This window comes from [Anoxybacillus] calidus, from assembly GCF_013760845.1.
GTDB classification, from domain to species: Bacteria; Bacillota; Bacilli; order Bacillales; family Anoxybacillaceae; genus Paranoxybacillus; species Paranoxybacillus calidus.
Genome location: NZ_JACDUU010000002.1, coordinates 275,295 through 297,240 on the forward strand (window position 1 = coordinate 275,295; position 21,946 = coordinate 297,240).

Genomic DNA, 21,946 nt, shown 5'->3' on the forward strand with positions numbered 1-21,946 from the left:
TGGGACAATGGGGAAAATCCGTAAGCTCGACGATCATCTGTCTAATAAAATCGCAGCTGGGGAGGTTGTCGAGCGCCCAGCTTCTGTTGTCAAAGAGCTTGTTGAAAATGCGATTGACGCTGGAAGCACCGTTATCGAAGTGGAGCTGGAAGAAGCAGGACTTGCAAAAATACGCGTCATTGATAACGGCGAAGGAATCGAGGAAGATGACTGTTTAACAGCATTTGAACGGCATGCAACGAGCAAAATTAAAGACGAAGCAGATTTGTTTCGCATTCGCACGCTCGGCTTTCGCGGTGAGGCGCTCCCGAGTATTGCTTCTGTTTCTGAATTAGAAATGAAAACGAGCACAGGCAATGGTCCGGGAACGTTTGTCATGCTTAAAGGTGGTCAACTGATCAAGCACGAACGGACAAACAGCCGAAAGGGAACAGAGATTACTGTTTCGAACTTGTTTTTTAATACACCTGCGCGCTTAAAATATATGAAAACGGTGCATACGGAGCTTGGGCATGTGACAGATTTGCTGAACCGTCTTGCTCTTGCTCACCCGAACATTTCCTTTCGCTTAAAACATAATGGTAAACAGCTATTATATACAAACGGAAACGGTGACGTGCGGCAAGTATTAGCAGCTATTTATGGTGTAGAAATAGCGAAAAAAATGATTCCACTTCATGCCGAATCCCTTGACTTTGTCATTGACGGTTATATTTCGCTGCCGGAAGTGACACGGGCGTCGCGAAATTATATATCAACGATTGTAAATGGACGGTATGTAAAAAACTTTCCGCTAATGAAGGCTATTGAAGTAGGCTACCATACATTGTTGCCAATCGGTCGCTATCCGATCGCCTTTTTAAATATACAGATGGACCCGATTCTTGTTGATGTCAATGTTCATCCCGCGAAGCTTGAAGTTCGTTTCAGTAAGGAAGCAGAATTAAACGAGCTTGTCGAAGCAGCTATACGCCAAGCGTTTCAGGAGAAAACATTAATACCGGAAATGCCGTTGAAGCGCGCGGAGAAACGAAAATCAGAACAACAGGCGTTTACATTTGAGCATGTCGTCAACGAGCCCGCAGTGTCTAAATCGGCTCCTGTCACATTAGTAGAAAAGAACGAGTATACGCTAGCGGCTTTAGAAGAAGAAAAAGAGGAAAAACCATTCGAAGATGATGTCAAGGCACAGGAAGAGTCTTATTATGATGAGAACATAGAGAATATCGAGCCAGAATATAGCCAAATGGAAGAACCTGAGGAAGAAACGGAAGAAATCGCTGAAAGAATCCCGCCGCTGTACCCGATTGGGCAAATGCACGGCACCTATATTTTAGCGCAAAATGAGAATGGGTTATACATCATTGACCAACATGCCGCCCAAGAGCGGATTAAATACGAATATTTTCGTGAAAAGGTTGGCGAAGTGACGAACGAAGTACAAGAGCTGCTTGTACCGCTCACGTTCCAATATTCAACAAATGAATATTTGCTGATTGACGCGCATCGGGAAGAATTAGCGAAATGCGGTGTTTTCTTAGAACCGTTCGGACACAACAGCTTTATTGTCCGCTCGCATCCGCAATGGTTCCCGAAAGGTGAGGAAGCTGCCATTATCGAAGAGATGATTGAACAAGTCTTAACGATGAAAAAAGTGGATCTAAAACAACTCCGCGAAGAAGCGGCGATTTTAATGAGCTGCAAACAATCGATCAAAGCGAACCAGCATTTACGGAATGATGAAATTTTCGCATTGCTGGAATCGCTTCGTAAAACGTCTGACCCGTTCACATGTCCGCACGGCCGGCCAATTATCATCCATTTTTCGACGTATGAACTGGAGAAGATGTTTAAGCGGGTGATGTAGCACGGGATTTTTGACATTAAAATTGATTTTGCCCACCATTTGTCCACCTAATTATTTAAATATGATTCTAATTTTAATATACTCTCTTTTTCGTATTTTTTTGTAATGTGAAGGTAAACATCAGCTGTCATATTATAGAAGCATGACCCAATCGCTCGTTCACAAATTTAACATCTGCACCACTTTCCAGTAGCATAATGGCATGTGTATGCTGTAATCCATGCGGAGAAATGTGGTGCAGATTGGTTTTTTTAAAAATAGAATCTATCACTTTATTAACACCAAAGGGACCTATTTCTGTTCCATTAGGACAAGTAATAACATAGTTGGAATCACGATAGTTTGGACCGTATTTTATTTTGTTTTTCTTTTGCCACGTTCTATACGCCTTTAGTTCTGAAGCTAAGGTGTTATCAATTCCAATAGTACGAATACTTGATTTTGTTTTTGGGGGCTTAACACCATATTCATTTCTCGATTTTGTTATGTGGATTTCTTTTTTTCAAGGTCAATATCATCCCAAGTCAAAGCAAGCATTTCCCTTTTTCTCATTCCTGTCCGAACTAGCAGGGAAACAATGATATAATGATGAAAAGGTGCTTGTTTTGCTGCTTTCATAAAGACAGCTAATTCTTCTTTTGTTAGATAGTTTCTCTTTATATCAGAAACGTCATTTTCCTTTTTTATAACGATGTTTTGGTATTTGTTATGGGTTATCATTTCCAACTCAACTGCTTTATTAATTGCTGTACAAAAGATAGAATGTATTGTCTGTACGGTTTTTTTAGCGAAGGTTTCCGTAAGACTGTTAATGAATTTTTGATATTCTATTCTGGACAATTGGGATAGCTTAAAATGTCCAAGTTTAGGAATGATAACAGAATTGATGTATAACTTTCTTACGCGTAAAGTATTTGGCTGGCAGATAATCCATACACGTCTATCTAGCCACTCATTTAGCCAATCCTTTATTAGTACGTCTTGATTTTGTATGACGGAGTGTTTCCCTAAATAGAGTTGTTTCTCAATCTCTGTAGCTTCAATCTGTGCTTTTTTTTTGTCTTAAAACCTGCTTTTGTTTTCTCTCTTTTCTTTCCTGTAACGGGATCAGTGTATTTGATTCGATACTCCCAAGAGCTTCCTCTTTTACGAAAACTAGCCACGATCCACCGCCTCATTTTTTAATTCTTCATTTGAAATTCAATTTCTTGCAGCATCTTTAATTTAACTCTGATTTCAAAAGCAATAGGAGATCCTGGTCTGCATTTTTTCTGTCGTTCCTCTAACTCTTCGCGAAGGTCCATTAGCAAAATGTCGATTTTATGAAAAATATTCATATATTCTCCTTCCTTTCTAAAAGTTTGTGGATTGAGATTGAAAAGGAATCATTCGATAAAACGCATCACCCCATTTTAAAACAGGAATGTACGTTCGGTTTTAGGGTTAAAATTTTTTAAGACAAACAAGTTCTTTTGGTACACTGTGCATTTTGGCTATATCGTATATACTCAGATCGGTGCCTCGGTATTGAGCGATAACGTCATCTGGAAGCAATAGCTCGACAGCAAATGCGTTAGCTTCCACTTCAAGTTTTTCCACAGAAAATAGAGTATTAGCCCGCAGAAAAGGGATATTAGATTTCGGATGAAGCACAGCATGTCCAAGTTCATGAGCACATACAAAGCGCAGTTGCTTTTCGTTCAGCTGATTATTGAGATGAATAAACTGGACTCTTTTGTAAGAGCTATAAAATCCGAGGGTATTTCCAAGCTCCGCGAACAAGACAATGATGTTTTTTTCTTTTGCTATTTGAAACGGGTCGTTAGATTTATGTATCTTTATAAGTTGCCTCACTCCTTCTTTTATTGCTTTCATTCCCCTGACCCCCGTATTTTATTTATTTTCTATATTTTTTAGGGGTAAATTTTTTCTTAGCGATTTGTTTCGCTAATCTCATAGAGTTCTCCAAAGAAATTTTGATTAACTCTTCTATCATGTGACAGTTGATGCTCAAACAAACAAACCAGTCATCGAATACACGGTTGACGATCGAGGCGTTGTTACGGAAGTAAAACCGACTCATGAGCAACTAGAAGCAGATTTAGATTTACCGGCTCCTGAGGTTGAAACAAAAGAATTGTACAAGGAAATCGACTTGGAAGTGGTCGATGATTTCATTATGGAAGGTATGTCACCGCGCTATGAAGATCTGCCTTACGATTTCGAGAGCATTCTGAAACGAGTAAATAAAGACGGTGAATCTATTGCAACAATCGCTAAGGAACTCGAGCTCCATCCGAACCGTTTGCGCAATATCATTGATACTTATCGCAAATGTGTCGCTCCTCTTGCTGAGAAATGGAACGAGTGGAGAGAAAAACAAGAAAAAGAGGATGGTCAATAAATCAAAAGGGAGCAGTTCTTTCTGCTCCCGAGCTTGAAAAAGTGGGGATGGAACCGACCGGTTCCCCGGTTGATTCCATCCCTAAGCTTGAAAATACAAGAGTAAAAAGTCAGCGAAAGAAGATGAACATTAAATGTTGATGTTATTTTGACAAGACGATGAAACAAAAGAGTAATTTTGTTTCTTGAGTATGAAACTCTACGAATTATATTTGGATTTAATCTTGATTTTCCTTTGAATTTGTTTCTTTCTCTATGATTTTCTCTATTTTTTCTGTGTTACTTTTAGCATTAATAATCTCTAATATTTGGTCCAAGCCCTCAGAGGTTTTTTCATTTTCGTTTTTCACTTTTAGACCTCCATTAATTCGAGTTTTTAATAACAGTTTTGCCTAAAGGTATATGTTCTAAACCTGAAAAAATTTGTGGATTAAAGAAACTAAATAAGCATTTGTGTTTCATAGTAGATCTAAACTATGCAGTAAAGAGGGCAAGACTAACAGAGTCATTTATGAATAAAAACCCTAGTACCAATTGGAACTCTAGATGATAATTCTAGAACATCATGATTAAACATTCTAATACATCCGTGTGAGACATTCTTACCGATTGAAGCTGGGTTATTTGTTCCGTGTATACCGTAATGAGGTTTTGACAATCCCATCCAAAGCACTCCAAATGGTCCGCCGGGATTACGTTGTTTATTGATAATCGTGTATGTCCCAGAAGGTGTTGGTGACAATATTTTTCCAACTGCAATTGGGTAAGCTTTTATAAGCCTGTTTCCATCAAAAAGTTTTAATTGATGTTGTGATGTAGATACGTCAATCCATTTCGCCATGAAGAACAACTCCATTTTTTTGAATATTGTATGAAGTAACTCAGGCATTTGTTAATAACAGGAATTGATTGAACAATTAAAAAGGAAAGAAAGCAAAACTGCTTGATGAACAGTTCGAAGATTATACGAAACAAAATAGCAATTGTGTTGCCCTATTATTCAATAAGTAAAGAAAAAATAAATGAATACAAAAAAGGACAGATCTATATGATCCATCCTTTAAAACTATTAAACGGATTCTAGATTAGTAACCACCAAAACCACCAAAGAAACAACTACATCCAACAATAATTAACAGGATAAATAGCACAACAATAAAAGCAAAGCCGAATCCATAGCCACCTGACATTTTGTAAACCTCCTGTTTTAAAAGGATAGTACATCCTATGGAAAACATAGTGAAACTGTATAAGGCAATTATCACAGGTAATGAAAAAAATGATGAATCAGTTTAGCATTTTGTTGACACGGGTGGTGAAAGCGTGTAGCAACTATCGATTTTTGATTTTCTCGAAAGATACTAGTCCACACGTTAACACACCCATCGCCGTATAATAAATCAAAATGAATGAAAGGAGAAAAGCGATGGAGATACCTGTTAGTGGTTATTTGGTTCATTCTGATGATTCAGACTCATATCACTCACACAGCTTATATATTACTACTTGGGATGGCAGGCCTGTGCATGTTCACCGGTTCTCTGGGGTTACTTCTTATGACGTAGGTCATAGTCATAGATATGTTGGAGAGACAGAGCCTGCGCCAAGCGGTGTTCCACATACACACCGTTATTTTACATTTACCTCCTTCGATGATGGGCATAGGCATGAGATAAGGGGAGTTACCGGACCGGCTATTCCACTTCCTGGAGGGGGACATTATCACGAATTCTCTGGAGTTACAACAACCAGCGGCCGAGTTCCTCACTCGCATCGATACAGGGGAAGAACAAGTGGATGAAAAAACTGATGTTAACCACTTGTTGAGGATTTGAAAAAGCTCATCCGAAGATTGGATGAGGAGGAGCCAAGGTTGTAGGCTTAAAAAGGAACAAGGTCATGCTAAAGTATGTACAATGACTCAAGAGGATGGAAGTTGACCTTGCTCCATTAAGATTTATTTCCACAATTGAAGTGTTTAATACAAAAAAAATAAAAAGCCAGGAACTCTCCCGGTATATGAAATGGAATACAATAGATCACTAACCATATTATAACACACGAGAGGGTTCCAAGTGGTGAAACAATTGTCATTTAAGCTTCCTGAGATAGACAGAGAAAAAACGAAAGAAGCTGTTGAAGCTGCACTGGAGAAATATCGGTTTTATCTTCTTACTGTTCCAGAAGATCAACTACCTAAATTGACAGCATCTTATATACTTGAAGTTCCTCCTACTAAGACGAATAAGTTTCATTCATCTACAGAAACAGCAGTGATTGACAAGGTGGATTTTGAACGAGAGCGCGATGAATATATGGAATGGATTAGACGTGGCGTAAATCGGCTTAGTCCAAGGGAAAGGAAGTTGATCATCAAGCGATACTTAAGCGATGAGGAAATTTACGATTACGAGCTCTACAATGAGATGGGAATGAGCGAAAGTAAGTATTATCGTTTGAAAGCACGGGCTTTTTATAAGCTGGTGTTCATATTGCGAATTGAAGTGTACAAAGAAGAAGAGACACCTGTGTTGATATGATCCCCTTATAGTAGACAGAAAAAAGAAAGCCAATTAATCTGTCTACTATGGAGGGGATTTTTCTATGGGGAAAATACGAAAAACATATGATGTAAAGTTTAAAAAGAAAGCAGTGGATTTATATTTGAAAGAGGGCATGGGCTACAAAACAGTGGCTAAAGAATTAGGGATTGATCATTCCATGGTACGTCGATGGGTTAAACACTATGAACAGGAAGGAATACAAGGTCTAGAGGAAAAACGAGGAAAGGCAAAAGGACCAGGCAAAGGAAGACCGAGAACTCGTCCAGGAGATCCTGAAACGAAAATCAAGCGTCTTGAGGCGGAAGTAGAGATGCTAAAAAAGCTCTTAAAGATGTGAAAGGGGGAATGGAAGCAGTACCAGCTCACAAGAAATTCGCCATCATTCAAGAAATGGCTGGGTGTCATGGTTCGATTCAACAATTATGTGAGATAGCAGGAGTGTCTCGAAGTGGATACTACAAGTGGGTAAAACGACAGGAACGCCCTTCTCAGAAGCAATTGGAAGACGAGCATCTAAAGAAAAAAATCGAGGAGTGCCATGAAGAACTGAAAGGCATCTATGGGTATCGGAGAATCAAAGTCTGGCTTAAACGGAAATACAAACTGAGTATCAACCATAAACGAGTACAAAGGCTGATGAGGGAGATGGGCATCCGTGCGGTGATTCGGAAGAAACGGCCTTATTACGGAAAGAAAGAGCCTTATGTGATTTCGGATAATCATCTAAACAGAGATTTCCACGCGTCAAAACCAAACGAGAAATGGGTTACAGATATTACATATTTAATTTTTAATGGGCAAAAGCTCTATTTGTCCGCCATTAAAGACCTATACAATAATGAAATCGTGGCCTACCATATCAGCCAAAGAAATGACATCAAACTGGTGATCGACACGCTAAAAAAGGCCATAAAAAAACGGAATGTAAATGGACTCCTCCTACATAGTGATCAAGGGTTCCAATATACATCCCGTCAATACAACAACCTACTAAAAAGATACAATATAAAGGCTAGTATGTCCAGAAAAGGAAACTGTTTGGACAATGCCTGCAGGGAAAACTTTTTTAGCCATTTCAAGGCAGAGTGTTTCAATCTGTACTCTTTTCGCACAGCCGAAGAGGTGAAGGATGCCGTACACAAATATATTCGTTTTTATAATCACCAACGTTTCCAAAAGAAATTAAACAACCTGAGTCCTTATGAATATAGGACTCAGGCTGCTTAAATGTGCTTTTTTATTCCTGTCTACTTGACAGGGGTCACTTCACTTTGGGGAGGCTCTTTTTGTTCATAAAAAAGAAGGCGGAGTAAGACTTAAATGTACTATAATGATTAGAGGATACTGTGTTCAATATAAGAGCATACATGCATAATGGATGAATTATATTAGAAGGAGTGAGTATATGAAGCCAAGTTTTATTCTTCCTGAATTAGGAGAAAATAGTCATATTCGTTATTTTTCTTCTTTTTTATTAATTTTATTGTTTATGATAGTAATCGGAGGTGGTATGTATATATTTTCTATTCTGATTACAGACAGTATAAATCCCAAAATAGTAGATTTAGAAAACTTGAGACTAAAAGATTCATTGGTAGATTTGTTTTTATCTCATATTACTAATGTTTTTTGGATTTTGGGTATATGGATTTCGGCAAAAACCATACATAAACGTTCACTAATTTCATTTATTACTCCTTATCAAAAAATCAACTGGAAACGTGTATTTTTTGGATTTGCTGTCTTTTTTGCATTATTATTTATTAGTCAAATCATCGATATGCTTTTCTACCCAGAAGATTATCAATGGAACAATTTTGATACTTCACGCTTCATTTGGTTACTAGTAGCCGTTATTTTTCTGATTCCTATTCAAACTACTTCGGAAGAGTTATTTTTCAGAGGATTTTTACTACAATGGATAGGGAAACTAATCAAACAACCTATTTTATTATCTATGATAGTAGGATTGATTTTTGGATCTTTACATTTTGGCAATCCTGAGATGACGAATGGAGCATTTTGGGTAGGATTAGATTATGTTTTCACTGGTTTTATTCTCTCATACATCACTGCACGAACCAATAGCGCAGAATTCTCTATTGGTGCTCATGCTGCGAATAATATGTTTTTAGGTATCTTTTTAACAGAGAAAAACAGTGTATGGGGAAACATTCCTTCTTTATTTGTCGTAACCAATGTAGATGGTATGCTTTCTACTATTTATTCGATTATTACATCTACTCTGTTTTTTATTATAGTTATTCATTATCATAATAAAAAAATAGCCTCTGTTGCAATATAGTGAAATAACGAATAAAAGGTAAGCAAACATATTAAACATGACTAATATGTGCTTACCTTTATTTTTTAAGGATTGTTAGATTTTAGGTCTTGATAAGTCTTATCCTGTCTTCTAGTAATATGGCGATGGAACATTGCATAGTTAATATGACAAGACAAGTATCGCAAGTGGGGAACGAAAAGCGGAAAAAGTGGTGCCGGCAATATGAAAATTCGCATGAAGTGTTGTGTAAACAGGACTTCTAATATGCTTGTTGAATAGCATAATATTTTTTATAGGGGAAGACATGTAGTACCATAACTTTCGATAAGAAAGGGAGACAAAAATGGCCATTTCTGTAATATTAATTGTTCTTATAATGATTAGTGTGCTGTACGTTTATAATCAGGTGCAATTTAAAAAAGCAGAAGAATCCTATCCTCCAGCCGGAAAATTTATAACAGTAGATCATTATAAATTACATTACATATCGGAAGGAACGGGACAGCCAGTAGTGTTTCTTCATGGGGGAATACTTTCATGTACGGACTTTAAAGATGTGGTTCAATTAGCAGCTAAACAAGGTTATCATGCCATCGCTTTTGACAGACCAGGATATGGGTATAGTGAGAGACCTAAAGACGTAGAAATCACTCCAATATCTCAAGCAGCTATTCTTCATAAAGCGTTAAAAGAACTTGGAGTCGACAAACCTATTATTCTAGTTGGACATTCATGGAGTGGTACTATGACCCTTTCTTATGCTATGCAATTTTCAGATGAGGTTGCTGGAATTGTAATATTGGCTGGAGCAATGTATAAAGAGGGGTATCCTACAGAACATGGCGATGTATTATCTAAAGTAGTCATAACACCTATTTTAGGAAAGATTATTTTAAAAACACTATTAAAAACACCATTAGCTAAAGGAATGGCAACTTCCATGGTGAAAGAGACATTTGCACCTGAACGGGTACCTGATGGGTATAAGGAAGAGGTATATGCATTAGGATTTCGTCCAAGTCACTTTAGAGCGAATCGAGAGGATGTCCTTGCTTTTCCTAAAACTTCGAAAAATCTATGTGAAAAATATAAGGAGATTACAGTTCCCACAGTTATTGTAGTTGGAGAAGAGGATCCATTTGGTACAATCGAACAGGCCGAACGATTGAAGAAAGATATTCCCCATGCCATATATAAGGTTATTCCCAATATTGGTCATATGATTCCTAAGCTTCATCCAAAAATTGTAATGGACAATATTAATGTTATTTCTAAAATAAAAACTTCTTTTAATAAATGAAAGTATGATTTTTACTATTTTACCAGTATGATTTTATTCCATTAAAGGGTGCGACGCTTAAATAAGGGGCATCGGCATCGTCTTTGTTATTTAACAAATGGGCCAGAATAGTTTAATTAGGATCTACTCTCTTTGAGTAGGCTCTTTTTTCATCAGTCAATGAGGAATAAAAAAAGAAGCCGGAGTAAGACTCCGGGCTTCTTGTCCACTTTGCCCACCAAATGCCCACATTCATTTGAAAAACTTTAATAAATTATGAAAAGCTATTGGCTCAAAACCTTTAGATTACAAGCTCTTATACATCGAATGATACGATATAAAAAAATAAAATATTTCCACGTATGAACTGGAGAAGATTTTTAAGCGGGTGATGTAAACATATAAGCGCAAAACCTTGATATATCAAGGTTTTGCGCTTTATTTTTTATGATTTGACCACATGGCACCACTTTTATCAACGAATGAAAGATGCAGCATTGCTGCAGGAGATATATACTCGCTGGCGCAACAATCCAAAAAACTGAGGAGCTTGCTGCACATGGCTGGATGATTTTCTGTTTTAAGGAAACACGAGAGCAATTGTGTTGTAAATGAATACAAAAAAGGACAGATCTATAGGATCCGTCCTATAAAACTTTTAGACGGATTCTAGATTAGTAACCACCAAAACCACCAAAGAAACAACTACATCCAACAATAATTAAAAGGATAAACAGCACAACAATTAAAGCAAAGTGTCTTCCAAAGCCAAAGCCACCTGACATTTTTGTACACCTCCTGTTTGAAAGGAATAGTATATCCTATGCAAAACATAGCTAGCCCGTATAAGACAAACGTGTAAATTTTGTTTATTTGAAGAATGAAATGAATGTACAGGTAATGAAAAAACGATGAATCAGTTTCGTAATTGTGATTCATAAATAGAAAAGCTAAAGGCCAAATGACCTTTAGCATCCATAAGAGGTGTACTTTAGGTAGTTGACCTTGCAATAGAGAGCGGCTATTGCAAAAATCAGTGTATGTATTAATATGGATCATTTATTCTTTTGTTTCATAAAAAAACAGACATGATGTTGCATTGTCAACTCCTCTTCTTAAAACAAGAGGAGATATTTTACGGGAATTATTAAGCTAACGGGCAGGTCGTTGAAGATAGATACAGTTTTTTTAAAGAAATGCGGGTTGATTGTAAATTCACCATTTTTTAAAGATCGTTTGTTTATCAGACGAGCAAATATATGTACTCTAAACAATATTTTTTATCATCTGAGATGTTACCTTTTTCACTCTCATTAAGTGTCAAGTCATCTTTTTATATACTTAGTGCATAGAATACGCTTTACAGTCATTCGCATTTATTTGTACAAAAAGATTTTGATGTTATCGTTATTATCAATAGTTGCTAACAAAATGTCGTTTATGTCCGCATTGTATGTTATTTTGATTCTGTTTTTCAGCCACATTTCGTCTTTACCAATTTGATTTAATTCACTGAAATCAATCTTCCCTTCTTTAATAATCGTTCTGGGAAAAGCAAATGGTTTTGTCATCAATTGCATATCCGCTGGAGTTAGCGCTTGATGTTGCGGATTTAAAAAAAATGAAATGGTACCATCTGGCTCCCATAATGCAAGAGCAACTTTTTGAACATCTTCGATTTTTTCTTTTCTTAATTCGGATAATAGAAAGTCAATGGATATTCTTGCTTTGGTTAAGTTTTTATAAAGGATTTGCCCATTTTTTATAATGGGAAAGGGAGAAGGCTCCAGCCAATTTCTAAATTTGTACCATTCTAGACTCAAAAATACACCAACGGTATATAAAATAATCAATACCGTCATTGTTATCATAGCTCCCTTCAGTCCTAATTGTTCGTCAGACAAAGGATGGGCAATAATGTTTCCAAGCAATAAAGCCAGTATAAAATCAAGCAATCTTAACTGAGAAATGGATCGTTGCCCCATGATTTTAGCCGCAAAGAGTAAAAAGAAAAAAGCAACAATCGCTCTTAAGATCCACTGAATAGCAGTAAGTGATTCCTGACTATGAAAAAAATCCATCTGCATTCACGTCCTCAGTTTTGATTATAATTTAGGGATTTAATGGTTATTATTACCTGTAAATCCAGAATTATGACAATGAAACTACATAGTTGAAGAACCACTACAATTAAGCTGAATAATAATTCATAAGCTATAGAAACTTCTTCAGCTACGATACCTGTTAGCTGAATAAGGAAGCTACAAAATAGCAATTATGTTGCCCTAGTTATTCAATAAGTAAGGAAAAAATAAATGAATACAAAAAAGGACAGATCTATATGATCCGTCCTATAAAACGATTAAACAGATTCTAGATTAGTAACCGCCAAAACCGCCAAAGAAACAACTACATCCAACAATAATTAAAAGGATAAACAGCACAACGATTAAAGCAAAGTTTCTTCCAAAGCCATCTGACATTTTGTACACCTCCTCTTTTAAAAGGATAGTACATCTTATGTAAAACATAGAGAGCCTGTATAAGACAAACAGTACAGGTAATGAAAAAATGATGAATCAGTTTAGCATTTTGTTGAAGCGGACGATGAAAGAGTGCAGCAACTTTCGATTTTTGGTTTTCATTGAAAATGATGAGCATGAACAGCAAGAAAGAAGGCTTTTTCTATACAGGCGGGGCGATGTACGAATTGAGAAGCTTGTAAGGAGGAAAATGCCCTAACTGTTTAAAGGAATTTGACGATCAAGATGAGTTCTTTGAGTATTACACGGCATGGTGTGAAAAAGTCGACGAACACATTTAAGAAACAAAATGATTATGATAAAGAGGGGGGAGAAAGAACGGATCAATGTCTAATGAATTCTAGGTACAATGCCAACGCTTTTGCCCTAAATGTGGAATGTTAGAAAGTGAAATGGAAGAAATACATACTGATTATTAAACAATAAAAACAGACCACGCTTTATGATAACGTGATCTGTTGCTCTTGACTGAATGGAAGAAGCATATAAAACGCATAAAACAATATTATAAATACAATAAGTGATAAGAATGAAGTGGATAGGAAATAAATGGATGATGTTATGAATAGACAATGAGAGTAGTACCTTTTTCCATTTTTCAGAATAATAGAAATCAGCAACAAGCCTATATCCTATGACAATAGCTAAACATCTATAAATAATTGAGATAACAAGAAAAAGGAGTATTCCTTCTGCATAGACTTTAGGATGATTCGACTCATATTGGATTAATTAGTTCCGAAATCGTATCAGGATTGGTTAAATCTTTAATCTCGTAAATAACTTAGAACAATGGCTAATAACAAGGTGATAAAAAAAGGAATCCATTCACTAAAATAATAAACTGCATCTTTCAATCATGACACCTCCATATATTAAACCATTTTTTGTATCGACATTATTTTTCAAAATTTGAGTTTTTTTGTTTAATATTTACAATGTTTACGAAAAATTTACCGATTGATGTAAATTAAAGTCGAAAAATGTAAATCTAGAATTGATAAATTTTTACATCAATGGACTGCTTGATTGACTCCTTCATTAAAAAGAAATACAAATGGTATATTGAGGGCAAAGAAGGAGGAGAATATACACAATGGATATAACAAGCCATCAGCAGCAACATCGCTTATAAAATTCTGAGGCAGGTGTGGAACGACTCCATTTAGACGAAATCAGAACGCATACGCGCTGTAAAACATTCTGTTATGACTTTTACCAGCAGACAAAAGAGGTGGCAATGCTGCAAGAAATCTGTCACTATCCATCGCCTACAATGACATTAAAGTATATTGGTGTTAACGAAGATTCAATGGACCGAGCTGATTTAATGCACGCATTGTTTCGTTAAGACTCGTTATTATTCCATTTATCACCTAATCCTTTTACTAATTATCAGAATGTAAGCAATATTAATAATTCAATCAAGGACTATTCATTTTCTAAGAGAAATGATAATATTTTCATTGATTTCATTGAAATTTTGCATATTGGTGGTGTATATATGTTTTCATCATTAAAACGATTCTTGATCGGCAGACCGTTGAAATCAACCGAACTGGGAGAGCAAAAGTTGAGCAAATTAAAGGCATTAGCTGTTTTATCTTCTGATGCTCTATCTTCGGTTGCGTACGGTACGGAACAGATTTTACTTGTTCTCGCGTCGATTGGAGTCATTGCATTTTGGTACTCCATTCCTATTGCGATTGGGGTTCTTATTCTATTGGTGGCCCTTATTTTATCGTATCGCCAAATCATTTATTCTTATCCGCATGGAGGCGGAGCTTACGTCGTTTCCAAAACGAACTTAGGTGTAAATCCGGGTCTCATTGCCGGAGGCTCTTTACTGGTCGACTATATTCTAACCGTGGCAGTAAGTGTGTCCGCGGGAACGGATGCCATTACATCCGCATTTCCAACTTTACATAAATATACAGTAGGAATTGCTATCGCACTGGTTGTGTTTATTACGATTCTTAATCTTAGAGGCGTAACCGAATCTGCTTCTGTTTTGGCATATCCTGTTTATTTGTTTGTGTTGGCACTCGTTATTCTCATTGGTGTTGGGATTTTTAATATTATAAATGGGCAAGTACCATCGACCTTACATACACCTATCGGTACTGCAGTGCCTGGAATTACACTATTCTTGTTACTGAGGGCATTTGCTTCTGGATGCTCTGCATTGACAGGGGTAGAAGCAATCTCCAACGCCATTCCAAATTTTAAGGAACCGGCGGCCAAAAACGCTGCCAAAACGTTAGTGATGATGGGTTTCATTCTTGCAATCCTATTTGCAGGAGTCACTTTTTTAGCATACTGGTATGGAATTGCTCCGAAAGCAGAAGAGACGGTTGTTTCCCAACTCGCTTCCGAAGTGTTTGGAAGAGGCTTTATGTATTACTTTATCCAAGGAACAACGGCCCTTATTTTAGTATTGGCTGCTAATACGGGGTTTTCTGCATTTCCACTGCTGGCATATAATCTGGCATCCGATAAATACATGCCAAGAATGTATCTTATGCGCGGTGACCGCTTAGGATATTCGAACGGAATCATCACGCTGGGTCTTGCTTCTATTTTGTTGATTATCGCTTTTAAAGGGCAAACGGAACAGTTAATACCTTTATATGCTGTTGGTGTATTCATTCCTTTCACTTTGTCGCAAACAGGAATGATTGTAAAATGGGTGCGTGAAAAACCAGCGGGGTGGATACCGAAGCTGCTTACAAACTTGCTAGGAGCTATCATTACATTAACCGTACTGTGCATTTTCTTTATTACAAAATTTACTCAAGTATGGTCTGTGCTTGTATTTCTTCCGATCATCGTATTTATTTTTCATCAAATCCATAAGCACTATGATGCTGTGGCAGAACAACTGAGAGTCAATCCAAATGAGATTCCGGACAAAATAGAAGGGAATGTCGTGATTGTACCTATTGCGGGAATAACAAAGGTAGTAGAGCACTCCTTAAATTACGCCCAATCCATTGGAGATTATGTAGTGGCTGTATATGTGGCATTTGACCGGGAAAGCGCACTCCGAATGGAAGAGAAATGGGAGAAATGGAGACCGGATGTTCGCCTTGTTACACTCATTTCTTCTTATCGCGATCTGATAGCACCCATTTCCAAGTTAGTGGATACCATTGAAGGTAAGGCAGAGGAAAGCAACCATACAGTAACGGTGTTGATTCCTCAATTTATACCGAAAAAGGGCTGGCATAACTTTTTGCATAATCAATCCAGCATTTTGTTGAGAATGTATCTTCTATATAAGAAAAATGTGATTGTCTCAACAGTTCCTTATCGACTCCAAAAGTAGAAGGAACGTGTTCTTTCTTAAATAGAAATAAAACCAAATATGTCCAAGGCCGAGAGTGCGAGGGCACTGATCGTACGGAGTAGCATGGCTGTCTCTGTATGATTAGTGTCCTCTTTTCTTTTTATCAAAATGGAAACGTGCGATTCTCATCCGCCGTTATATGACGGAAGACGATGTATATGATTACGAAATTTGCAATGACCTTGGAATGAGCGAGCGGAAATATTATTGCATCAAATCACGGGTGTTTTATAAGCCCGCTTTTGTTCTCAAAATTGAAGTATACAAATAAAGGAAGAAAGTGGAGTGATTTCATCATGAATTTTGTCCAGTCGATTCGAGATCTAGAGAAGGTTGATCTACCTTATTATGCATTACGCAAACTTCTTGAGGGTACCATCGTCCAGCAGTTTTCGTACTTGAAAACTTTACTTTTCTTTGCATAATTGTATTTCAATCAATCCATAATAGCTAAAGAAAAGGTGATATTATGAATTATTTTAGGAGGGCTATTATGGGAATTTTAAGCGGTAATCCAAAAGAAGAGCCGATGCACTACGGAGAAGTATTTGGTGTATGGTCGCATTTACTAGTGGCTAAAGGATTAGTAGCTGGGTATCAAACATTACTCAACCATACAGGTGATGAAGATTTAAAACGTTTTATTGAGGATAGTATTGAAAACGTTTTAAAACCCGAAATACAAGAAGCAGAAAACTTGTTAAAAGAAAATGGAATAGCACTTCCACCATCACCGCCAGAACGGCCAAAAGCGTGTTTGGAAGACATTCCTGCAGGTGCGAGATTTACTGACCCGGAAATCGCTGCAATGCTTAGTAAAGATATTGCGGAGGGCTTAGTAGCATGTAGTACGATTATGGGGCAGTGCATCAGGGAAGATATTGCTTTAATGTATGGTCAATTTCACATGAAAAAAGCACAATATGGTGCTATATTGCTTAGAATGAACAAAGAAAAAGGTTGGCTTGTTCCACCGCCGCTCAATTTGAAAAGTTCGGATTGTTAAAAGGAGCTTTAATATGTTTATAAAAGCTTGCGATGCCGCAAGCTTTTATTTTTTGACTCTGTTAAAGGTTTTCTTGTTCAACTAACGGGCAGTTTAGTTTAATAAGAAGTAACCATCAGGAAATTTCCCCATAAGAAAAGGATCCTTAGTAAGAAAAGGATCCTTAGTTTGAAGACAAACTCAACCGAGTGAGTTTGTCTTTTTTCGGTATATTAGAATTGAAAAAGATCAATTTATTAATAATATACTGGTTCTAATCTCTTCTGTCATTTCTTCTTCTTAACCCTAACAGTCCTGCTAAACCAACTAAACCAATCCAACCCCAATCTGTATCGTCATCATCATCGTTATCAGTCACGTCTGTATTTTGAGCCATGTGAGTTATTTTGTTTGTATTGTTATTAATATCAGTGTTATTATTTTGAGCATAAACGGCTGCCCCAAAAAGCATGACTGTAACTGATAGAGCAAAAAATAAATTGAGAATTTTTTTAAACAAGGTTTTTACCTCCTTTCAATATTTATTAACTTTAATATGTCCAATCAAAAGAACAATTATTCTGTAATAATATAATAAGGGAGCTATTTTAGGGGTAACTTATTCAAAAAACAAATGCGCTACTTCAAGAACAAGGAAGTAACGATTGATTACAGATGTAAAAAAACGAGAAATCAATCGCATTTACAAGGCATAGAACGTTCTATAAAAGAAGGGGAAAGTAGTAATTATCAAATGGATGAAGGTAGAGATTGGCGATTAATTTGTTATTCCACTAACGGGGAGCGATAGTTGAATAAGACACGCAAAAAGACCGGGAAATCTCGGTCTTTTTTCTGTGGTCTAAAAATCACTAAAAAATAAAAGCGCCCGCGGCAAAAATATAACGATCACAATAATCGTAGGCTGATCGGTGCTGGGCACAGAATCAGAAACGGAAATAACTATTTCTTATGCTATGCGCTATGCTTTTTCTTTTCTAAATAATAAAAGAGCCGTTTTTAAGGATGCATAACTACGCCTGACACTTTGCTTTTGAGTCAGCCCTTTATGTTTTGAATGAGTTAAAGAGGGTGTTGCTTTCTTCTGGAAGGACAGTTTAGTTGAAGTAGGAATAATCATCATTATTAAAGAATTAATAATAATAAAGTTAAGTTTGAGGAGGACATGATGAATCAACAATTTATCGAATCACTAAGTGACTTTATCTTTTTAGAGAGACAACATCTGTATAAAGAAGCTGATGTAGTTTTATACCATCCTGGTCATTTCCCGGAATTAAATAATGATATTTCCCGTTTATATATTGATGAGCCTTTCAAGAAAATCATGATTCCGAATGTACATAATGGCTTCCTAAATCAAAATGAGTACCATTATCACAAGAATATATTAATTGATAGGGGGATTCCAAAAGACATCATTCTTCCAATAGAAGGTGAAGCATATACAGCAAACGATGTGATCAAAAATGCAATGCTACAATTAAATCACAAAGAGGATCAAAAAATTCTTTTAGCGGGTAAGTCTTTCTTTTGTAGGAGATTTTTTCTTATTGCCTCAGCTTATGCAGAAGATAATATGTTGCTTGACGTACTACCCATAGAGGATAAAAGAGGGATAAATAAAGAAAGCTGGTTTCTATCCGATGTCGGAACGAATAGAGTTCTTAATGAGATGAAAATGATAAATGAATTTTTGCAAAAAAATAATAAAGAGTTATTAGATTCCTTATCAAAACAAGTTATTAAGAATGAACCATGACGAAATTCAAGATTTAGAGTATTCATTGTTACAGCTCTTTTATATTTCCGTGTTGATTTTAGACTACAAAAAAGACTGAAATCAATTAAATATGAGGATACTATGTTCAATACATACATAATGGATGAATTACATTAGAAGGGGTGAGGATATGAAGTCCAATTTTATTTATCCTGAATTAGGAAAAAATAGTCATATTCGTTATTTTTCTTCTTTTTTATTCATTTTATTGTTTATGATAGTAATCGGAGGTGTTATGTATATATTTTCTATTCTGATTACAGACAGTATAAATCCAAAAATAGTAGATTTAGAAAAATTGATACTTAAAGATTCATTGGTAGATTTGTTTTTATCTCATATTACTAATGTTTTTTGGATTTTGGGTATATGGATTTCGGCAAAAACCATACATAAACGTTCACTAATTTCATTTATTACTCCTTATCAAAAAATCAATTGGAAACGGGTATTTTTTGGATTTATTGTCTTTTTCGGACTATTATCTATCAGTCAAATTGTTGATTTTATTTTGTTTCCTGAAGATTATAAATGGAATGATTTTGATACATCTCGCTTTATTTGGTTATTAGTGGCTGCTATTTTCCTTGTTCCTATTCAAACTACTTCAGAAGAGTTATTTTTCAGAGGATTTTTACTGCAATGGATAGGAAAACGAATCAAACAACCAATTTTACTAGCCACGATCGTAGGATTAATCTTTGGATCGTTACATTTTGGTAACCCTGAGATGTCAAATGAAGCATTATGGGTAGGAATAGATTATATTTTCACTGGATTCATATGGACATACATCACTATTCGAACCAATAGTGCTGAATTCACCATTGGTGCTCATGCTGCTAACAATATGTTTTTATGTATCTTTTTAACATATGAAAATAGTTCATACCAAAACATTCCTTCTTTATTCGTTTTAACCAATGTAGATGGTATGCTTTCTACGATTTATTCGATTATTACATCTACTCTGCTTTTTATTATAGTTATTCATTATCATAATAAAAAAAGCAATATAGTGAAATAACGAATAAAAGGTAAGCAAACATATTGAACATGACTAATATGTGCTTACCTTTATTTTTTAGGGAATTTTTAGATTAAAAATCGGTCTTTTTTGTCAGTCTTATGCAGCAAGCGCCTTCGTTAGCTCAATCAAGTTCATTCCATTCATTTTTACCATATACATATCATGTCGGTTCTAATGTAAAACAAAAAAGTAAATATTAATTCATCTCTTCATAGTCAAGTAGTTCCGAAACAGTTTTAAATGTATACCCTTTTTCTTTTAATTCCGTTACAATTCCTTCAATGGATTCTAATGACTCTTTACGGCTTTCATACATAACGTGCAAAAGGATAATCGAACCCGGTTCAATCTTTTTCGTTACGTGTTCGATCATTTTCTTTGAATCAGACGCAATTTCTGGATAAGAGTCAGGTTCAATGTTCCAAAGAATGGTTTTTCTATTATGCTTTTTTAAATAATAAGGTAATACGATTAACTTTTTTCCATTTGGTGGTCTAAATTGAATAGTTCCTTCATAACCAGCTTTACGTATAAGTTTATCAGTATGCTCAATTTCATTTTTAATAAAATGAGGTGATTTGAAAATCATTCGTTGATGGGAATAAGAGTGATTACCAAGTTCATGTCCTGCATCAACAATTTTTTTTGCTTCTTCGAAATTTTTTTCGATTTCCTGACCAGTTAAGAAAAAAGTTGCTTTTATGTCTACTTTTTCAAGAATCTTTAGAACTTCATCCGTTTTTTTGGTTGGACCATCATCAAAGGTAAGAGCTACGACTTTTTCTTTTGTATCTACTTTTCTAACAATCCCCCCAAAAAATTGGAAACTTCTAGAGTTTATTACTTCTAATAAGCTGTAACCTAGTGTAATTAAAGATAAAATCGACACGATGAATATGATTAAGAACTTTTTCATCATTATTTACTCCTTGTTCTGTTTATGTCTACACTAATGAATTTTATAATAAGAACTTTCTAAAGAATAGTAATTTCATCTATGTTTGATCCGTTCTTTTTCAATGGTTATTTGTTGCAGGTTGATTTTTAAATATTATTAACATTTTTTAGGAGTCTCTCATCTCTAAATGGAGGGAGGTGAAAGAGGTTTTATGTACTAGATGAATATTCGAAAAACAGTGGCTGACCCATAAGTGTCTGACCTCATGCGTATTCCACAATATATAAGTCCATTTATCTAATGTGATGTTTTATATATTGTGTTGTGGGGTCTGATACTTTGCTTTTAGGTCAGCCTCCATAAAGTTATTTACCTGCTAGGGCCATTATTCCTTTAAATATAAGGACTAATGAAAAAACAAGAATAGTTAAAATCCCAATGAAGAACGTTATTGGTTCTATACTAGCTAAAGGTGAACCGGCTAAAGGAAGTTTTATTAGTGCAAACCCAGCAAGGATGCAAGCTAAGAACAAGAACACGAATTTATCCATGCTTCTTCCTCCTTTCAATAACAACATATTCACTGGCGAGAGAAGTGGTTCATGAATGAATATTTTAAGGTATCCGTTTTTCGATGCTTTTTTAGTGGAATGATATAGATGAAGATGAAGAATCTGTTGAATAAGCAATAAAATCAGGGTGATACATTCACAACCGAATAGTTCTGATGATGATTGAAGGGTGGAAAGATAACAGGATGATCATGCTTTCATTTGAATAAATTTTTATACCAACCAAACACCTTTTTTAGAGTAGTAGTATCAGCATGTCCAAGTTTAATAGATTTTTTACATAAGCTGTACTTACTAGCTGAATAACGTGACAGAAAGCCATCTTTTTGTCAGCTCAAGGTCCTGATGATCATAGTAAAAAGTAT

General features: G+C 35.8%; 28 protein-coding genes and 2 pseudogenes. 14 read left to right on the forward strand and 16 right to left on the reverse strand.

What is annotated here, in order from left to right; genetic code table 11:
- The first annotated feature begins 7 nt into the window (after window positions 1-7).
- Window positions 8-1,867 (forward strand): DNA mismatch repair endonuclease MutL, encoded by a 1,860-nt coding sequence (gene mutL / locus HNQ85_RS05630; RefSeq protein WP_181536786.1) that lies wholly within the window; start codon window positions 8-10, stop codon window positions 1,865-1,867.
- 127 nt (window positions 1,868-1,994) lie between these two features.
- On the opposite strand, the gene HNQ85_RS17785 is transcribed toward mutL, so the two are convergent.
- The 7 genes and pseudogenes from HNQ85_RS17785 to HNQ85_RS18010 form a co-directional block, all read right to left on the reverse strand.
- Window positions 1,995-2,360, reverse strand: a complete 366-nt coding sequence (locus HNQ85_RS17785) for a tyrosine-type recombinase/integrase (RefSeq protein WP_343046488.1) — start codon at window positions 2,358-2,360, stop codon at window positions 1,995-1,997.
- Window positions 2,351-2,587, reverse strand: coding sequence for a tyrosine-type recombinase/integrase (locus HNQ85_RS17790; RefSeq protein WP_281363423.1), 237 nt, complete (start codon window positions 2,585-2,587; stop codon window positions 2,351-2,353). The genes HNQ85_RS17785 and HNQ85_RS17790 overlap by 10 nt, the downstream gene beginning before the upstream one ends.
- A gap of 141 nt (window positions 2,588-2,728) precedes the next feature.
- Window positions 2,729-2,911: pseudogene (locus HNQ85_RS17905) on the reverse strand (hypothetical protein); the annotation flags it as partial.
- Window positions 2,875-3,045 (reverse strand): Arm DNA-binding domain-containing protein, encoded by a 171-nt coding sequence (locus HNQ85_RS17555; protein WP_246326786.1) that lies wholly within the window; start codon window positions 3,043-3,045, stop codon window positions 2,875-2,877. The gene HNQ85_RS17555 and the pseudogene HNQ85_RS17905, both read right to left, overlap by 37 nt.
- Window positions 3,046-3,048: 3 nt before the next feature.
- The gene (locus HNQ85_RS05640; protein WP_181536787.1) at window positions 3,049-3,204 is read right to left on the reverse strand and encodes a hypothetical protein; all 156 of its coding nucleotides are present in this window, start codon (window positions 3,202-3,204) and stop codon (window positions 3,049-3,051) included.
- A gap of 106 nt (window positions 3,205-3,310) precedes the next feature.
- The gene (locus tag HNQ85_RS05645; RefSeq protein WP_181536788.1) at window positions 3,311-3,742 is read right to left on the reverse strand and encodes an ImmA/IrrE family metallo-endopeptidase; all 432 of its coding nucleotides are present in this window, start codon (window positions 3,740-3,742) and stop codon (window positions 3,311-3,313) included.
- Window positions 3,743-3,764: 22 nt separating this feature from the next.
- Window positions 3,765-3,857 (reverse strand): annotated as a pseudogene (locus HNQ85_RS18010) (transcriptional regulator); the annotation flags it as partial.
- A 6-nt stretch (window positions 3,858-3,863) separates the two neighbouring features.
- On the opposite strand from HNQ85_RS18010, the gene HNQ85_RS05650 reads away from it, so the two are divergent.
- Window positions 3,864-4,271, forward strand: a complete 408-nt coding sequence (locus tag HNQ85_RS05650) for a hypothetical protein (protein WP_181536789.1) — start codon at window positions 3,864-3,866, stop codon at window positions 4,269-4,271.
- Window positions 4,272-4,488: 217 nt separating this feature from the next.
- Here the strand turns inward: HNQ85_RS05650 and HNQ85_RS17800 are convergent, their stop codons facing one another.
- The 3 genes from HNQ85_RS17800 to HNQ85_RS05660 form a co-directional block, all read right to left on the reverse strand.
- Window positions 4,489-4,620, reverse strand: coding sequence for a hypothetical protein (locus HNQ85_RS17800; RefSeq protein ID WP_281363432.1), 132 nt, complete (start codon window positions 4,618-4,620; stop codon window positions 4,489-4,491).
- Window positions 4,621-4,775: 155 nt separating this feature from the next.
- Window positions 4,776-5,111, reverse strand: coding sequence for a L,D-transpeptidase (locus tag HNQ85_RS05655; RefSeq protein WP_132949510.1), 336 nt, complete (start codon window positions 5,109-5,111; stop codon window positions 4,776-4,778).
- 244 nt (window positions 5,112-5,355) lie between these two features.
- Window positions 5,356-5,460, reverse strand: a complete 105-nt coding sequence (locus HNQ85_RS05660; RefSeq protein WP_181536790.1) for a YjcZ family sporulation protein — start codon at window positions 5,458-5,460, stop codon at window positions 5,356-5,358.
- A 236-nt stretch (window positions 5,461-5,696) separates the two neighbouring features.
- Between HNQ85_RS05660 and HNQ85_RS05665 the strand changes: the two genes are divergently transcribed.
- From HNQ85_RS05665 to HNQ85_RS05690, 6 genes are all read left to right on the forward strand, one after another.
- On the forward strand, window positions 5,697-6,071 hold the full coding sequence (locus tag HNQ85_RS05665; protein ID WP_181536791.1) for a YmaF family protein: 375 nt from the start codon (window positions 5,697-5,699) through the stop codon (window positions 6,069-6,071).
- Window positions 6,072-6,345: 274 nt separating this feature from the next.
- On the forward strand, window positions 6,346-6,810 hold the full coding sequence (locus HNQ85_RS05670; protein ID WP_181536792.1) for an ArpU family phage packaging/lysis transcriptional regulator: 465 nt from the start codon (window positions 6,346-6,348) through the stop codon (window positions 6,808-6,810).
- Window positions 6,811-6,874: 64 nt separating this feature from the next.
- Window positions 6,875-7,171, forward strand: a complete 297-nt coding sequence (locus HNQ85_RS05675; protein WP_181536793.1) for a transposase — start codon at window positions 6,875-6,877, stop codon at window positions 7,169-7,171.
- Window positions 7,172-7,179: 8 nt separating this feature from the next.
- Entirely contained in the window at window positions 7,180-8,061 is an 882-nt protein-coding gene (locus HNQ85_RS05680) for an IS3 family transposase (RefSeq protein WP_181536794.1), read from the forward strand.
- A 178-nt stretch (window positions 8,062-8,239) separates the two neighbouring features.
- Window positions 8,240-9,139, forward strand: a complete 900-nt coding sequence (locus HNQ85_RS05685; RefSeq protein ID WP_181536795.1) for a CPBP family intramembrane glutamic endopeptidase — start codon at window positions 8,240-8,242, stop codon at window positions 9,137-9,139.
- Between the two features lie 325 nt (window positions 9,140-9,464).
- On the forward strand, window positions 9,465-10,421 hold the full coding sequence (locus tag HNQ85_RS05690) for an alpha/beta fold hydrolase (RefSeq protein WP_181536796.1): 957 nt from the start codon (window positions 9,465-9,467) through the stop codon (window positions 10,419-10,421).
- 653 nt (window positions 10,422-11,074) lie between these two features.
- Here HNQ85_RS05690 and HNQ85_RS05695 read toward each other — a convergent pair.
- From HNQ85_RS05695 to HNQ85_RS05705, 3 genes are all read right to left on the reverse strand, one after another.
- The gene (locus HNQ85_RS05695; protein WP_181536797.1) at window positions 11,075-11,185 is read right to left on the reverse strand and encodes a YjcZ family sporulation protein; all 111 of its coding nucleotides are present in this window, start codon (window positions 11,183-11,185) and stop codon (window positions 11,075-11,077) included.
- A gap of 591 nt (window positions 11,186-11,776) precedes the next feature.
- Window positions 11,777-12,481 (reverse strand): DUF421 domain-containing protein, encoded by a 705-nt coding sequence (locus HNQ85_RS05700; RefSeq protein WP_181536798.1) that lies wholly within the window; start codon window positions 12,479-12,481, stop codon window positions 11,777-11,779.
- 297 nt (window positions 12,482-12,778) lie between these two features.
- Window positions 12,779-12,883 (reverse strand): YjcZ family sporulation protein, encoded by a 105-nt coding sequence (locus HNQ85_RS05705; protein ID WP_181536799.1) that lies wholly within the window; start codon window positions 12,881-12,883, stop codon window positions 12,779-12,781.
- A 1,210-nt stretch (window positions 12,884-14,093) separates the two neighbouring features.
- Between HNQ85_RS05705 and HNQ85_RS05710 the strand changes: the two genes are divergently transcribed.
- The 4 genes from HNQ85_RS05710 to HNQ85_RS05725 all read left to right on the forward strand — a co-directional run bounded on the left by HNQ85_RS05710 (window position 14,094) and on the right by HNQ85_RS05725 (window position 17,298).
- On the forward strand, window positions 14,094-14,294 hold the full coding sequence (locus HNQ85_RS05710; RefSeq protein ID WP_246326787.1) for a site-specific integrase: 201 nt from the start codon (window positions 14,094-14,096) through the stop codon (window positions 14,292-14,294).
- A 153-nt stretch (window positions 14,295-14,447) separates the two neighbouring features.
- Window positions 14,448-16,271: an APC family permease gene (locus HNQ85_RS05715; protein ID WP_181536800.1), complete on the forward strand. Its 1,824-nt coding sequence runs from the start codon at window positions 14,448-14,450 to the stop codon at window positions 16,269-16,271.
- Window positions 16,272-16,431: 160 nt separating this feature from the next.
- The gene (locus tag HNQ85_RS05720) at window positions 16,432-16,563 is read left to right on the forward strand and encodes an ArpU family phage packaging/lysis transcriptional regulator (protein ID WP_181536801.1); all 132 of its coding nucleotides are present in this window, start codon (window positions 16,432-16,434) and stop codon (window positions 16,561-16,563) included.
- A gap of 222 nt (window positions 16,564-16,785) precedes the next feature.
- Complete coding sequence (locus HNQ85_RS05725; protein ID WP_181536802.1) at window positions 16,786-17,298, forward strand: DUF3231 family protein; 513 nt, start codon at window positions 16,786-16,788, stop codon at window positions 17,296-17,298.
- A gap of 253 nt (window positions 17,299-17,551) precedes the next feature.
- Here the strand turns inward: HNQ85_RS05725 and HNQ85_RS05730 are convergent, their stop codons facing one another.
- On the reverse strand, window positions 17,552-17,797 hold the full coding sequence (locus HNQ85_RS05730) for a WGxxGxxG family protein (RefSeq protein ID WP_181536803.1): 246 nt from the start codon (window positions 17,795-17,797) through the stop codon (window positions 17,552-17,554).
- A gap of 669 nt (window positions 17,798-18,466) precedes the next feature.
- Between HNQ85_RS05730 and HNQ85_RS05735 the strand changes: the two genes are divergently transcribed.
- On the forward strand, window positions 18,467-19,060 hold the full coding sequence (locus HNQ85_RS05735; RefSeq protein ID WP_181536804.1) for a hypothetical protein: 594 nt from the start codon (window positions 18,467-18,469) through the stop codon (window positions 19,058-19,060).
- Between the two features lie 151 nt (window positions 19,061-19,211).
- Window positions 19,212-20,108, forward strand: coding sequence for a CPBP family intramembrane glutamic endopeptidase (locus HNQ85_RS05740; RefSeq protein WP_181536805.1), 897 nt, complete (start codon window positions 19,212-19,214; stop codon window positions 20,106-20,108).
- Window positions 20,109-20,307: 199 nt separating this feature from the next.
- Here HNQ85_RS05740 and HNQ85_RS05745 read toward each other — a convergent pair whose 3' ends face one another.
- Both HNQ85_RS05745 and HNQ85_RS05750 read right to left on the reverse strand, forming a co-directional pair.
- Window positions 20,308-21,027 carry a polysaccharide deacetylase family protein gene (locus HNQ85_RS05745; protein ID WP_181536806.1) on the reverse strand — a complete coding sequence of 240 codons (720 nt, stop codon included), beginning with the start codon at window positions 21,025-21,027 and terminating at the stop codon, window positions 20,308-20,310.
- 347 nt (window positions 21,028-21,374) lie between these two features.
- On the reverse strand, window positions 21,375-21,560 hold the full coding sequence (locus HNQ85_RS05750; protein ID WP_181536807.1) for a hypothetical protein: 186 nt from the start codon (window positions 21,558-21,560) through the stop codon (window positions 21,375-21,377).
- Window positions 21,561-21,946: the final 386 nt, after the last annotated feature.